Source organism: Muriicola sp. E247 (genome assembly GCF_041358175.1).
Taxonomy (GTDB): Bacteria; Bacteroidota; Bacteroidia; order Flavobacteriales; family Flavobacteriaceae; genus Muriicola.
Genome location: NZ_JBGKBE010000008.1, coordinates 12610 through 27191, shown reverse-complemented (window position 1 = coordinate 27191; position 14582 = coordinate 12610). Strand labels below are relative to the sequence as shown.

Below are 14582 nucleotides of genomic sequence, written 5' to 3'. Positions count from 1 at the left end.
ACACTGAATTTTAATTTTAAATAGCTTCGTTATGAATCCCATGATGTTTTTCCTGTTAATTCTTTTCTTATTCCTACTTGCGGGGATTCGAATTATTTTTGAATATAAACGCGCTCTTAAATTCCGTTTTGGGAAGTACGTGAAGACTCTGAATCCCGGCTTTCGGTGGATCATCCCTATAGTGGAGACTATTCAGGTGGTAGACATAAGGGTGATCACCATCAATATCATTTCCCAGGAAGTTATGACAGAAGACAATGTGCCCTGTAGCATTGACGGGGTGGTCTTTTTTCAAATAAGAGATCCGGAAAAAGCCGTGCTCGAAGTGGAAGAATTTTCCTTTGCTATTACACAACTATCTCAGGCTGCCCTGAGGGACGTTTGTGGAAAGGTAGAGCTGGATACCATTTTATCTAAAAGAGAAGAAATGGGAAAGAATATCAAGGCCATTGTTGAAAGTGAAACGCATCAATGGGGTATAGAGATCATCGATGTAAAGATCAAGGATATACAGTTACCTGAAAACATGCGAAGGATGATGGCCAACCAGGCTGAGGCCGAAAGATCGAGAAGAGCCCGTATTATTTTGGCCCAGGCTGAAGAACAGGCCGCAGATATGCTTTTGCAGGCAGGGAAAAAGATTGATCAGTCACCTTCTGCAATCAAACTGCGTTTGTATCAAACCCTTTCCAATATCGCCGCAGAAAAGAATTCAACCATTCTGTTCCCATTCCCTGAAGAAGTTTTGCCCAGAAAATCAAAGGAATAAAGGTCTTTTTAATGTAAAGAAATTAAAGGAATACTCAATAAAAATGCCCTCCTGCGGGGGCTTTTTTAATATAAGCAATCATCAAGAGCAGGAGGGCAACCTTTAAAGTGGGGATAGTGTCATGCAATTTCCACTTTTTTGGGTTTTAATTTCTTAGCTTCTTCCTTTTTAAGGACTTTAAAGCTTAGAATACCGTCATTGTACTTGGCTTTAATTTTGTCTTCCAATACATTTTCCGGTAACAATAGTGATCTTTCAAAAGAATTATAGGAAAACTCTTTCCTTGTATAATTCTCTTTTTTGGTTTCCTCAGTATCTTCTTTTTCGGCCTTGATAGTCAAATAACCGTTTTCAATAGATACATCGAAGTCCTTTTTTTCGAATCCCGGAGCGGCAAGTTCTATTTCGAAATGACGATCTTCCTCCCTGATATTAAGAGCGGGTTCTCCTGAACGTCCATTCCAGAAATTTTCATTTACTAACCCTTTTTTCCAAAATCGATTATCGAAGAAATCTTCCATGTCGAAGAAATCGGAGGTAATCAAATTGGAGAAGGGGCGATTCCGATTTTTAAATCTAACAAGTGTCATGATCTTGAAAATTTAGGTTAAACAATCCGTTAAATGGTCAGAAAGCAAGGTATTACTAGGCCTTCTTATTTCCTATGATTTATATCAGGTACCACAACTGAATCCATTACAAATTTTTCCTGTCTTCCCCGGACCCTCTTCGAGAGTAAGTATTTATGAAAATTACAGATCACTACTTGTAAACCTAGAACATCAAATTGCTGTAAATCATGCTTTTGAGGTCCTTGGGCAGGCCATCCCGGATATCTTCCATCTCACCCAGGGAAATATACTTTCTCAAGTATATAAAAGTGGTATCGATATAGCGTTCGGCCAATTCATCATTGTATTCAAAATCATTAACAGCTGCTACTCCATCGTGTTTTCGTACGAGTTCTATAAATTCTGCCATTTTTTTTACCCTTGGCTTTGGCCTTTTCATATTCCAGCCATTTACATATACGGCTTTGAGAAACATGGGTAACTGAGCGATGAACTGAAGTGATTCCTGAGGCGAAATAATATCCCTCAGGGCATGCATAATTGATGAAAATATCCTCCCGGCCTTTTCAGTGCTTTCTCCCAGATTCATTTCTTTGGCGTAGTCCTTTAAAAAACGGTTTCCTTCTTTTGCATATTCGTTAAAATTAAGTGCCATGATAGTACGTTTTACGGTTATTCTTTAAATATCATTCTTACCCTTAATATTTCAAATGATTCTGGTCATGTTCCTGATTTGAATTCAATAGTGCGGTATAAGTACGGATAGCTGATAGAGATCATTCCTTTTTATTTTCTGGCAGTCTACTTTTAGATAAACAAAAGAAAAAGATGAAAAGGATCCTTTTACCTACCGATTTCTCTGATACTGCAAGGAATGCTATTAATTATGCGCTAGCCTTATTTGCAGAGGAATCCTGTACATTCTACGTTCTTCATACCTATACCCCGCCTTTTTATCGAATCGACTATGCGCTGGGCGGGCCTGCCTTCAGTGCCGTCCCCGATGCGGAGGTCAACCGTTCTCTGGACGGACTTGAAAAGACGATAACTGAAATGAAAGGTATATCAGGAAATCCCGATCACCGGTTTGAGGTTATTTCGGCCTTTAATATTCTGAGTCATGAAATAAATGATATCTCAGAGAGTAAAAAAATCGACCTGGTAGTAATGGGTACCAAGGGTGCAACTGGAGCGCGGGAAATATTTATAGGTAGCAATACCGTCTATGTTTTAAGAAAAGCCATAGCCCCCGTCCTGGTTATCCCTTCAAATACGGTTTTTGCACCTATAAATAAAATACTATTTCCCACAGATTACCAATCTGAATACAGAGCGTCGGAGTTTCAAAAAATACTCGGTATAGCCGCCAGGTTCAATGCTTCCATAACCGTACTCCATGTAAAGGAAACCCAGGATTTGGCAAAGGAGCAATTAAAACACAGGGAACACCTCAGCTATCTTCTAAGAAAGTACGAACATGAGTTTGTTGAACTGCAGGAAGACCTTATGCCCTATGCGGTCTTGTCATATCTCGAGAATGAATCCTTCGGACTCCTGGCGATGATGAACAAAAAACACAATCTGCTGGAACGAATTCTCGACAGGCAAAATGTTGATCAGCTGGGCTATCATATCAAAATACCTTTTTTAGTAGTCCGAGATACAGCAAGTGTTCACAAAGCTGAAACTACCTCAGCTTAACTCCCTCACTTTCTGTGGTGGAAAGGCACTTAATATTAACAGAAAAACCTCCCATTAAAAAACAATATTGTTGCCCATAAAAAAGCAATTTAAAAACTTCAAAATGACCAGGATCATTTCGCATGATGAATGTCCTATTTAACTTAGAACTATTAAGTAAAAACCATTTATTAATTCTTTAAATCATTAGTCATGACAAACAACACAGGAAATGTCTTATTAGCACTTGTAACAGGAGCTGCAATAGGAGCAGGAATTGGAATTTTGTACGCGCCCGACGAAGGAAAAAAGACGCGGAAAAAAATTAAAACAAAAGTGAAGGATGCCAAGCATGATATCACTGAACGATTGACCCACGCGAAAGATGAACTCACTAAAACCGTAGATGAAAAGAAAGAGCATTTTGAACATAAACTTGAAGAAGCTGTTTCCAACATGAGCTACAAGGCAGATGATATAATTGCGACCCTTGAGCGCAAATTGGATGACCTTAAGAAGAAAAATGCCGCACTTCAAAAATAAGTTCGTATGGCTCTGAACGACCTAAAATATAACATCTCCGAATTAGATGAGCATACAAATTCGTATGTGAAGGAAACTGTTGAATACGCCAAGCTTAAGAGCTTTAAACTATCCATGGTCATTGTGACCTACTTTGCCAAATTATTTCTACTCGGAATATTTGGACTGCTTGCTTTAATGCTCTTAAGCCTGGCATTTTCCCTGGCATTAGGAACCATATTAAATAATACGGTATATGGTTTTCTGATTGTCGGTTCTGTATATCTCCTTCTCGGAATAGTTTTCTACCTATTCCGCAATAGTATCAACAGACCTATACTTCGAATATTTTCTAATCACTTTTTTGATGAAGACAACCATGAATAAGAGATACAGTTCATTTGAAGAGATAGACCAGCAGCTTAAAATTCTCGAGTTGCAGCGCAAACTGGATTGGGAACATATAAAACTAAACACTCAGGCCGTAAAACAAACTCTCTCACCAACCAATTTTAGCAAAAAAATAGAGAATGTTTTCCTACAGGCCATTCTTGGCTTTGCCTTAAAAAAAATAGTTCAAATAAGAAGTCGAAGAAAACACAAGGAAATCGCCTCTGCTGCCTGATCCTTAGATAATTCTAACTAATAGAAAGCTGATATTTTAACTACCTCAGTATAATATTAATAACTCCATTCGCCCCACGGGCACCATATAAGCCCAATTCTGAAGGTGTTTTGTACACTTCGATAGATTTTACGTCATCCGGGTTAATACTTCCTAAAATACCAGATAACCCGCCGCTATAGACCGCTCCGTTAATCAGAAATAAAGGCTCACTCGTATTAGAAAATGAATTCGGGCCAAAAACCCGTACCACATTCCCCCTGACCGTAACACCGGGAGCCCTTTGCAACATATTCAGTATACTGATCTCCCCCTTTTGAGCCTTTACCGATCTCACATTATATGAATCAGGTTCGCCTGAAATCGTAGTTACTCTTTTGCTGGTGCAGCCATATGTTAGTATGCCCGCTGTTACCAATAATATTATTTTCTTAATCATAAGTCTGATATTTAATATTCATTAAGAGCCATTCCATAGCTTCCAGGGTTGTCTGTAGCTTGGTGTTAGATAGGAATTCACTTTAGAATGATTCGAGATAATTCCCTTAGCGGGATCCCATTCGAGCCGTTTCCCACTGCGATAAGCAATATTGCCCAGGTGTGCAACCAAAGCCGCGTCCCTGCCCATCTCAATTGTACAATTAGGGTCTTTTCTACTCAGAATACAGTCATAAAAATTTTTGGTATGTTCATCCAGGGGATTCACAGAACTCTTTCTGGGAGGCAACGCCTCAACCAGGTATTTGCCGTCTTCCTGAAAAGGTAATACCTTCCAGCTTACCCTATTTATTGCGAGGATGCCATTTTCTCCAATAAAAGCTACCCCGGGCTCCCCTGATTCTTCTAGGTAAGGAGAAGTACCCATGGCCATGTATTGATCCCAAACCAAACTAAAATTATCAAAATCGTAGACTGTGGTGAGCGTATCCGGAGTCTCTGCAGCATTATCCGGGAAGGCCATTTTGCCTCCAATTGCCATGACTGAATTAGGTGAACTAACTTCCATTCCCGCCAGGACCATATCGAGCATATGCACCCCCCAGTCGGTCATTAAACCGCCTGCATAATCCCAGAAATACCTGAAGGAGCCGTGGAAACGATTCTGGTTAAAGGGACGAGCCGGAGCAGGACCCAGCCATCGGTCGTAGTCTACTCCCGGGGGCGTCGGACTATCCGGGACCACATCAAATCCCTTCCCATAGTTGACCGTAGCCCAGGCTCTCACTTGTCGGATTCTACCCAATACACCAGTTTTTAAATAGCTAATTGCTTCAATCCAATGGGGATCACTCCGCTGCCATTGCCCTACCTGTACTACCCTATTGTATTTTCGGGTTGCTTCTACCATCAGATTAGCTTCAGTTATGCTGTTGGCGATGGGTTTTTCAACATACACATCTTTTCCTGCCGCACAGGCATCTGTTATCTGAATACAATGCCAGTGATCAGGAGTACCAATTATCACAGCATCTAGTCCTTTTGCTTTAAGAAATTCCCTGTGATCATTAAAGGTCTTAGGCCGTTTTCCAAAGGACGATTCCAATTCCAGTGCCCTTCTTTCCAATAAAGAGGAATCTACATCACATAAAGCAATACAGCTTGTTCCGGGAATCTTCAGAAATGAACTCAGATTGGCCCATCCCATTCCTCTCACGCCAATTAATCCTACCCTTACATTGACATCAGCAGTTGGGTTTCGATTTGCATTTAGCTGAGTAAGGGGTATCCCGGTTGCCAGGGTAGCTGCCCCGAGATTCTTAATGAAAGATCTGCGATCATGCATAAAAAAATGATTTTAGCATAAAGTAATTAATTTTTACCACTTCTGCCTCAATTTCAGGAGGTTCTATCTAATTTTTAAAAGTAGAATACTAGTACAATCAGCTAATGTACATTTCTATGATATTTATCCCTGACATCAACTTATCAATTCTTGAGGATCAGTGAGGTTATAAATAAGTAGAAAGGCTGACCAAAATCATTTTATTCTTCTGTAGATCAGCCTACATTTAAAAATAGCTTTTAAAGCAGTTATTTTATTGAATTATTCATTTTATACCCAAGGTCATGATCATCAAATTATTAAAAGCCCATAAACAAAAGGAAGATTTTTACGCCTTCTACAAGAAAATAGAAACCCACGTGCCTGAGGTACGCGAATTTATCTCAAGGAGCTTAAAAGCTGCTGAAAACGAAGGTAAATTAGATCGTGGATACTATGATCCGCAAGGTATTTTAGATGAAGTATATCTCGCAGTTTTTTCCGAATTCGATTCTGAATGGGATGAAAAAGCCCTGAGGTATTATCTCCTAAAAATAGCTGTAGATAAGTTAGACGAAAAAAAGGTTCTCGAAGCCACGGTTTCTACACCGGTGAGTACTGGTGATTTACTAAATGAGGAATTGAGCCGACTAAAAGAAGATTTCACCACGGATGGGGATGGCGACCTGATCTTAAATACGGAGCTCGATGATATTTCCTATAAACAGGAAAAACGTTATCGCCATGATATCTATATGGACGAAATAGTAGAGAATCCCATCCTTGAAAAATTGAAATTAGACGACGCTTTTCAGCTTTCAGCGCGTCGCCGGGCGTTCTTTGGTTATCTGTACAGTACGATACCTCAAATAAGTAAGACCATTTTTGAACTCCAGGTCTTTGGCAATCAATCAGCTCCTGAAATTTCCCTGATCATGGACACAGAAGAGGAGAAGATCAGGAGGGTTCTCAAAATGATTACAGAGCGATTTAAAAGAGTATAAATGTTATAAATCGATTTCCAGGAGTACAGGACAATGATCTGATCCTTGGTGTTCATTGAGGATCTCAACGGTTTTTACCTTGTCGATCAGCGATGAACTGAGCAGAAAGTAATCTATACGCCAGCCCACATTGCGCTCCCTCGCCTTAAACCGATAACTCCAATAGGTATAGGCTTCGGTATCCGGGTGGTAATGTCTGTAAGCATCAACCAATCCTGAATTGATAAAGGCATCCATCCCATCGATTTCCACCTGAGTATAGCCTGCAGTCTTGTTGTAATTCGATTTGTCATTTTTCAGGTCGATTGCCCTGTGGGCCACATTAAAATCCCCGCAGACAATCACCGGTTTGGTCTTTTCTTTTTCCCGGATATACTGCAGAAAGTCGGCATCCCACTGCTGACGGTAATCAAGTCGGTCTAACTGTTGTCCCGCATTTGGCACATAAACATTGATCAGAAAGAATTTGTCGTATTCCGCACAAAGGATCCTCCCTTCCTGATCGTGTTCAGCCACCCCCATATCTGTTAATACTTCTTCAGGCTTTTCTCTGGTGAGGATGGTGGTGCCGGAATATCCTTTTTTCTCGGCTGCATTACTAAATTTGGCGTAATTCTCCAGTGGCTTCAATGCTTTTGACACTTCCTCTTCCTGGGCCTTTGTTTCCTGAAGGCAGACAAGATCAGCATCGAATTCATTTATAGATTCAAAGAAATTCTTTTTGACGATGGCCCTGATGCCATTTACGTTCCAGCTAACAATCTTCATAGAAAATTGGGATTAAGTCGTTAAATATCGGTATTAATTTTTCTTCCTTTCCCTTTTTTGAAGGGTGGGAGAAGTAAGGTAAAACAAAGTAAACCCGCTCAAAATAGTAACAAGGCCGAAAAGAGAAAATACACGGAGCAGGAGTGTGTTGAAATCATCCCTGCCTTCGTAGTCCATAGTGTGCATCATCCAAAGAAAATCGAACCAGCGCCAATCCCTGTACCTTACGGTCTGAAAGGACCCGTCGGCAATGGAGACGTAAGCCCGTACATTTTTTGGGGTATCATAGGTTATGACAAAGGCGGGAAGGGGCTTACCCCTGTATTCATGATGGCTGCCAGCTTCCTCAAGTAGCTCAATACTCCTGACCTCCAATTCTGGCAACATATAATTCCCTGCTATCTGCAAAGCCTCCTCTTGTGTTACCTTTCCCTTTCTATTACCTGTTTCCGCATCCATCAAATAGGAATCGTTGATCCAGTAATAAGGCCTGCCCGCTATTTCCCTCAATTCAAGGGAAGAGATTCCTTTTATGTCGCCTGGAGAAACGGGATTTACCAGCTGTTCAAAAGCCATGGGAGTATGATTCTCCTTCCGGAAATGATCCCCGTGTATCTCGTCGATATCTGTCCAGCTAAAGTAGATCCCGCTCACCGTCCACATAAAGAATTGAATTCCCAGAATAATTCCCAGGTATCGATGTAACTTCCTGAATTTTCGCGTTGTTTTTCTTTTCACCATCTTCTCAGTTTATTTTGGCGGTCCGCAGACGGAGCGCATTGGCTATCACCGAAACAGAACTAAAACTCATAGCGGCAGCCGCAATCATCGGGGATAAAAGTATTCCAAAAAACGGGAACAGTACTCCGGCAGCCACAGGTACCCCGATGGTATTATACACCATGGCAAAGAATAAGTTCTGTTTGATGTTTTTCATCACTGTCCGACTTAAGTTTTTAGCCCTGGCGATTCCCTGCAGATCACCTTTTACCAGGGTAATGGCTGCACTTTCAATAGCCACGTCTGTACCCGTTCCCATAGCAATTCCCACATCGCTTTTCGCGAGTGCAGGGGCATCATTGATCCCATCGCCTGCCATAGCCACCACTTTTCCTTCTTGTTGTAGTTTTTCAACTTCCCTGAGTTTATCTTCCGGGAGCATGCCGGCTTTAAAATTGGCTAGTTCGAGTTCATCGGCTACCGCTCTGGCAGTTGCCTGGTTATCCCCGGTGAGCATAATCACATCTACTCCCTGCCGTTGTAATGATTTAATTGCTTTCTTACTGCTCGCCTTAATCTTATCTCCGATGACTACAAAGCCAACGACCTCAGAATTAATCGATAAATAAGAAACGGTCTTACCCTGTTTTTGAAAGCTACCAGCCTTGTCCTTTATTGCCGGAGTAATTTTACCTCCGGACATTTCTATCATTTTCTCATTTCCCAGGGCAAGTTCTTTCTCTTCTACTTTTCCTTCAACCCCTTTCCCGGTAACAGCATTAAATCCGTCTACTTTTAGTAATTCAACGCCTTTCTCTTTGCCAAAAGATACCGTGGCCTCTGCTAAAGGATGCTCACTTAAATTATTCAAAGAAACTATGTATTGCATAATATCCTGCTCAGAAAACAAAGAACTGGTCGCGTTAAAGGATTCTACCGAAGGCTTACCTTCCGTAATTGTGCCGGTTTTATCAACGATAAGAGTATTCACCTTGTTCATTTTCTCCAGAGCTTCAGCATTCTTAATCAGGATGCCGTTCTGGGCGCCTTTACCAACCCCTACCATAACCGACATGGGAGTAGCCAGGCCCAGGGCACAGGGACAGGCGATAATAAGGACCGCGATTGCATTTATCAGAGCATAAACCTGAGCGGGTTCAGGACCCCAAATGGCCCATACTACATAAGTAATTATCGATATAAGTACTACGATGGGCACAAAATATCCGGATACCCTGTCGGCCAGATTTTGGATCGGAGCCTTACTCCTGCTCGCTTCATTTACCATTTGTATAATCTGGGACAGAAGGGTGTCTGAACCAATTTTTTCAGCCTTCATCAGAAAAGACTGATTCCCGTTTATTGTCCCGCTTGTCACCTTCTCACCTGCGCTCTTACTAACAGGAATAGGTTCCCCGGTTATCATAGATTCGTCAACAGAGGTTTCGCCTTCAGTAACGACACCATCAACCGGAATCTTCCCACCTGGTTTCACTCTCAGGATATCACCCAATTGAATTTTATCTATAGCTACTTCCTCTTCTTTTCCATCTTTAACACGAATTGCCTTATTGGGTGCCAGTTTTAGCAACTCCTTTACGGCAGAATTCGTTTTACTATGTGCCCTGGCTTCCAGTACCTGCCCCAATAAAACCAGGGTGAGAATAACGGTAGCAGCCTCAAAATACACATGAACACTTCCGTTCTCAGTCTTAAACTGGGAGGGGAAAAAATCAGGAAAAAACAGGCCAAACACACTGAGCAACCACGCGACCCCCGCACCAATACCAATGAGGGTAAACATATTGAGGTTCATTGTCTTAATACTGCGGTATGCCCGTTCAAAAAACATCCATGTGGTATAAAAAACCACCGGCAGCGAAAGCGCAAACTGAATCCAGTTCCAATTATTCTGTGATAGAATGCTATACAGGGGATTGTTTTCAATCATTTCTGACATAGCAATCAGAAAAATTGGCAGCGTAAACAAAACGGAGATCCAGAATTTCCCCAGCAAGGCCTTATATGATTTTTCCTCCGCAGAAAGATCAGGTTCTACAGCTACCAGGTCCATTCCACAGATCGGACAACTTCCGGGTTCATCACTTACGACCTCAGGATGCATAGGGCAGGTGTATGTAGTTCCGGATGTGGTCGATATACTCTGTTCCTCTACAAGGGCCATCCCACAAACAGGGCAATCTCCGGGGGTATCATAGGTTTTATCCCCCTCACAATGCATGGGGCAGTAGAATGAACCTGTTCCTTTACCCTGGGGACTTTTTTCTTCTTTCGCGACCGGGGCATCTGATTTGTGTTGATGAATGCTGTATCGGCCACCGTCTTCTTCAAGGGCATGTTGAAGTTTTTCGAATGGAACATGGGCCTCCATTTCCAGGGTCGTGGTAGCTTTTTCCAGATCCACATTTGCCTTATCAACTCCTTCAACCTCTGAGAGTATTTCCTCCACATGCTTCCTGCAACCATTGCAGGTCATTCCCTGTACGTGATAGGTGTGTTTCATTTCTTACTGGGTATAAGTTTCTGTGATCTTACCACAGTTAAGCATTTTAGATCCAAAATAAGGATTCCTGATCACAGATTCTGAGGATAACCAGGATGCGCCATCATTGTTAAACGCCATTGGACAATACTGTTTGTATACAGCTCCACCCACCAGCTGGTCCTTTATAACAGGCTCAAGGAGTGTTGTAAGCTCCGAAAAGAGGAGGCGCTGTGATTCCAATTCATCAGAAGCACCGATCAATAAAGCAACCTCATTAATTTTTCCGTAATCTCCTCCCTCAATTGAATCAAACTCCATGGCCACTTTTGAGGCTTTATCAGCATCAGATTCGATCAAAGCATTCCGTAGTTCGATATATCTCTCAAAAATATCCCCGGCATCTGAACTGTTGAAAGTGATTTTGGAATCCTCCTTTGCAAATACCTTCATCCTTTCCTTTTCACTGCTATTATCAACATTTGATGTTTTATTTTCTTTACATGAAAATACCAGCACTGTAAGTACAAAGGCTAACATATTCGTTTTCTTTAGTGTTTTCATATCGATTAATTATTAAAGATTAGACTTAAAATATTTGTTGACATTTATTAGATTATTATGCTTTCTTATAATTCTCCACTCACACTCCCACAAGTGAGCATGACCTCTCCGTAATAAGGGTTTCTTATCTCCCTAGAAGAACTCAGCCAATCTGCACCCTTGTTGTTATTAGCCATGGGGCAATGAAGTATATATAGAGCTTCTGAATTGGCATTAAATACCCTTTCGATGTATATCATATGGATTGACACCTTTTCGAAAGACTTTCTGATCTCATCGAGCGTCTTCATATGTGGAATATGTTCCAGGGCTTTTTTAATTTCACCGCTCTGATTTAACCAGACTTGCTGAGCTTCTCCCGTAAATAATGACATTTTTATACTTTCTATATTTTTGATAAATCTCGAACCGGTATTTTTAGCTTTTTCAAGATCATCGTTCACCAACGCATCTTTTATCGCCAGGTAATCCCCAAAAATGGTAACAAGGGCTGCCTTGGCCTCCTGACCTATAGCATAGGACTCTATTTCGTTTGTGATTGAAGATTGTAAATCATTTTGTATACCCGTACCGCCATGGTTGTGGCCTGTCATTGCAGGACCGCCTTCGGGATTCATCATACTGGGTTTTCCGGCTAATTGGGCAGCAGCATCAATGCTGAAGGTGCCATTAACGGCTATTTCCTCTCCAGCCTGAAGTCCGTCTTTTATAACAAAACCATTCCCCAGAGCAGGACCAAGAGTCACGATCCTCATTTTAAAATCCACCCCGTCTGAAGTTTTGTTCTTAACATACACAACCGAACGTTCCCCGGTCCACATTACTGCCGATTTAGGGATGACTACCGCATCTGATTGTACAGGTAACTTTGCTTTTAGCTCAGCAGACACAAACATTTCAGGTTTCAACCTCAGGTCGCTATTATCAACCTCAACTCTAGCTTTTGCAACCCGTGTCATAGGATCCAGCACGGGATCGATAAAAGAAATCCTACCTGTAAAGTTCTCTCCCGGAAGGGATTGAACAGATAGAGAAACCTCATCGCCTTTCTTTACCCAGGCCATGTCTGATTCGTAAATATCCAGTAAAATCCATACTTTTTTAAGATTGGCAATTTGATAGATAACCTGTCCCCTGTTTACATAATCACCAAGGTTGACATTTTTCTCAGTTACATAACCCGAAATATCGGCGAGTATGGGCAATTCATCACGTATTTTCCCTGATTCGAGTATTTGTTCAACTTGTCTCTCTGAAAGTTTCCAGTTTCTGAGTTTTTCCTTGGCTGATTCAAAAAGTATAGGCTGGGTTCCGGCAATTTTTCTGGCCTCAAAGAGCTCTTCCTGTGCATTGACAAGTTCAGGGGAATAAACAGTTGCCAGTACCTGGCCCTGGTTGACATATTCCCCTGTAAAATTAACTGCCAGTCTCTCGATACGGCCGGGAATATGTGACGATTGAGAATAAACCTGGCGTTCATCGGGTTGTACTTTCCCATTGATACGTAAAAGCTTTACCGGTTTGGCCTTCCCGACAATTTCAGTAGAAACACTGGCGATCTGCATAGCTGTCTGCGACATACGTATTGCTGCGGGATCGGATTCGATTCCATCGCCGTTTTCAACGGGAATCAGTTCCATTCCGCAGATCGGGCAATTTCCCGCTTCATTTTGTCTTATCTGAGGATGCATGGAGCAAGTCCATATTGTTTCTTCTGCCATCTCACCTTCATGGAGATGTTCCTCTGCCATACCTTTCTCAGAGCCTCCGAAGAAAACAGCTCCCAGTGCCAGTCCGATAATGAGAGTTATCGCTGCGATGCCTATTATTTTTTTTGTTTCAGTTTTCATCTTAAAATCTTTTAGCTGTAATGTATTCCAGTTTTGCCTTCGCAATAGTGTATTGAGTTAAAGCGCTGACTTTTGATTTATCAAAATTTAAAATTTGCTGCTGCATCCTAAGAACTTCTTCAAAATCCTTTCCCGAGTTGCCATAGGATGAGAGGAGCAGGTTGAGTATCTGTTCCGATTCATTGCGCTGTTCCTCATAAAGGTTGATCAGATCAGTCTGTTCACTGATCTCATATAAAACCTGTTCGTATTCGGCTTGAAGGGTATTTATAACTTCCACCTTTCTATACGCATAGCTCTCCTGCATTAATTGCGCTTCTTTAACCGCTGCTTTGTATTTCCCCCTGAAAATTGGAAGGCTTACAGTCACCATGGGCATGATGGCATCCTTACCGTTATCTGGGGGAACAACGGCACCAGCAGGCAAATCGGTACGGTTTCCAACCATGATATAATCCAGACCAATACCCAGATTAGGCAGACCTTTCTTTAGGGCCGCCTGTTCTGATGCCTCCCCTGCTTTGACCCTCAATTCCTCTGCATATACCAGTGGATGTACCGGGTTTATAGAATCGTGTAAGGAATCTATAGGTAAGGGTTCAAGAGACAGAGAATCGACTATTATAATTGGGTCTTTTTCATTGCGGTTCAACAAGGCGTTGAAGCTTTCCTGTAATGGTTTTTCTTTTTTTCTGAGAATGCCCAGCTTGGTCTTTGCCTCTTTTAACATGATGTCGACCCGCAGAACATCCACCAGGGTCCCATTTCCATTTTTAAATTTGGAATTGGATACCGTCTTAAATGATTCAAGGATTTCTACATTCCTTTCCTCCAGCTTACTTAATTCCCGGAGTTCATACAAGGGGTAATAAACCTTAGAAAGTTCATAGTACAGTCTGTTCTTTGAGTTCAGATAATCTTGGTATTTTGATTCCGCCATCAGACTGGCGGCATCGCCCTGGGCTTTCAGCGTACCAAACCACGGAAACATCTGTGATAGTGAAAAGCGGGCCTGCTGAGGCCCCACACGGGTTTCCACCATTTGCCCGAAGGCACTAACTGAAAGCGAGGGATCAGGCAGGCTGCTAATCTGAGTTACCTGCTGTAATGCAGCTTCAAATTCCCTGTGCTGAGCTAACAGGCCCGGATTGTTCTCTGAGGCGATTTTAAAATAATCGTCCAGGGTCTGCGCCTTCAGGCCGGTAGCGAACAAGATGAAGAATACGATGATAACCTGCTTCAT

16 protein-coding genes are annotated in these 14582 nt (G+C 41.8%); 6 read left to right on the top strand and 10 right to left on the bottom strand.

The features are described from left to right. Positions 1 to 31: 31 nt before the first annotated feature. Complete coding sequence (locus ACA086_RS11480) at positions 32 to 769, top strand: slipin family protein (RefSeq protein WP_371003457.1); 738 nt, start codon at positions 32 to 34, stop codon at positions 767 to 769. A gap of 119 nt (positions 770 to 888) precedes the next feature. Here ACA086_RS11480 and ACA086_RS11475 read toward each other — a convergent pair whose 3' ends face one another. Both ACA086_RS11475 and ACA086_RS11470 read right to left on the bottom strand, forming a co-directional pair. Beyond that, positions 889 to 1359 carry an Hsp20/alpha crystallin family protein gene (locus tag ACA086_RS11475; protein WP_371003456.1) on the bottom strand — a complete coding sequence of 157 codons (471 nt, stop codon included), beginning with the start codon at positions 1357 to 1359 and terminating at the stop codon, positions 889 to 891. A 184-nt stretch (positions 1360 to 1543) separates the two neighbouring features. Beyond that, positions 1544 to 1996 (bottom strand): DUF2267 domain-containing protein, encoded by a 453-nt coding sequence (locus ACA086_RS11470; protein WP_371003455.1) that lies wholly within the window; start codon positions 1994 to 1996, stop codon positions 1544 to 1546. 173 nt (positions 1997 to 2169) lie between these two features. Here ACA086_RS11470 and ACA086_RS11465 point away from each other — a divergent pair, with 173 nt between their 5' ends. The 4 genes from ACA086_RS11465 to ACA086_RS11450 all read left to right on the top strand — a co-directional run bounded on the left by ACA086_RS11465 (position 2170) and on the right by ACA086_RS11450 (position 4168). Next, positions 2170 to 3042, top strand: coding sequence for a universal stress protein (locus tag ACA086_RS11465; RefSeq protein WP_371003453.1), 873 nt, complete (start codon positions 2170 to 2172; stop codon positions 3040 to 3042). A gap of 192 nt (positions 3043 to 3234) precedes the next feature. Continuing rightward, the gene (locus tag ACA086_RS11460; RefSeq protein ID WP_371003452.1) at positions 3235 to 3564 is read left to right on the top strand and encodes a YtxH domain-containing protein; all 330 of its coding nucleotides are present in this window, start codon (positions 3235 to 3237) and stop codon (positions 3562 to 3564) included. Positions 3565 to 3570: 6 nt separating this feature from the next. Beyond that, a complete protein-coding gene (locus ACA086_RS11455; protein WP_371003450.1) occupies positions 3571 to 3930 on the top strand; it encodes a hypothetical protein in 360 nt (119 codons plus the stop codon). After that, a complete protein-coding gene (locus ACA086_RS11450; RefSeq protein WP_371003449.1) occupies positions 3911 to 4168 on the top strand; it encodes a DUF6327 family protein in 258 nt (85 codons plus the stop codon). The genes ACA086_RS11455 and ACA086_RS11450 overlap by 20 nt, the downstream gene beginning before the upstream one ends. A 40-nt stretch (positions 4169 to 4208) precedes the next feature. On the opposite strand, the gene ACA086_RS11445 is transcribed toward ACA086_RS11450, so the two are convergent. Next, positions 4209 to 4607: a TonB-dependent receptor plug domain-containing protein gene (locus ACA086_RS11445; protein WP_371003448.1), complete on the bottom strand. Its 399-nt coding sequence runs from the start codon at positions 4605 to 4607 to the stop codon at positions 4209 to 4211. Between the two features lie 21 nt (positions 4608 to 4628). After that, positions 4629 to 5951 carry a Gfo/Idh/MocA family protein gene (locus tag ACA086_RS11440; RefSeq protein WP_371003447.1) on the bottom strand — a complete coding sequence of 441 codons (1323 nt, stop codon included), beginning with the start codon at positions 5949 to 5951 and terminating at the stop codon, positions 4629 to 4631. Between the two features lie 284 nt (positions 5952 to 6235). Here ACA086_RS11440 and ACA086_RS11435 point away from each other — a divergent pair, with 284 nt between their 5' ends. Beyond that, positions 6236 to 6934 (top strand): hypothetical protein, encoded by a 699-nt coding sequence (locus ACA086_RS11435; protein WP_371003446.1) that lies wholly within the window; start codon positions 6236 to 6238, stop codon positions 6932 to 6934. 3 nt (positions 6935 to 6937) lie between these two features. On the opposite strand, the gene ACA086_RS11430 is transcribed toward ACA086_RS11435, so the two are convergent. The 6 genes from ACA086_RS11430 to ACA086_RS11405 all read right to left on the bottom strand — a co-directional run bounded on the left by ACA086_RS11430 (position 6938) and on the right by ACA086_RS11405 (position 14582). Beyond that, on the bottom strand, positions 6938 to 7702 hold the full coding sequence (locus ACA086_RS11430) for an exodeoxyribonuclease III (protein WP_371003445.1): 765 nt from the start codon (positions 7700 to 7702) through the stop codon (positions 6938 to 6940). A gap of 33 nt (positions 7703 to 7735) precedes the next feature. Continuing rightward, positions 7736 to 8443, bottom strand: a complete 708-nt coding sequence (locus tag ACA086_RS11425; RefSeq protein WP_371003443.1) for a PepSY domain-containing protein — start codon at positions 8441 to 8443, stop codon at positions 7736 to 7738. 4 nt (positions 8444 to 8447) lie between these two features. Further along, positions 8448 to 10946, bottom strand: coding sequence for a heavy metal translocating P-type ATPase (locus ACA086_RS11420; protein ID WP_371003441.1), 2499 nt, complete (start codon positions 10944 to 10946; stop codon positions 8448 to 8450). 3 nt (positions 10947 to 10949) lie between these two features. Then, positions 10950 to 11489 (bottom strand): hypothetical protein, encoded by a 540-nt coding sequence (locus ACA086_RS11415; protein ID WP_371003440.1) that lies wholly within the window; start codon positions 11487 to 11489, stop codon positions 10950 to 10952. Positions 11490 to 11554: 65 nt separating this feature from the next. Then, positions 11555 to 13339 (bottom strand): efflux RND transporter periplasmic adaptor subunit, encoded by a 1785-nt coding sequence (locus ACA086_RS11410; protein WP_371003439.1) that lies wholly within the window; start codon positions 13337 to 13339, stop codon positions 11555 to 11557. Between the two features lies 1 nt (position 13340). After that, positions 13341 to 14582, bottom strand: a complete 1242-nt coding sequence (locus tag ACA086_RS11405) for a TolC family protein (RefSeq protein WP_371003438.1) — start codon at positions 14580 to 14582, stop codon at positions 13341 to 13343.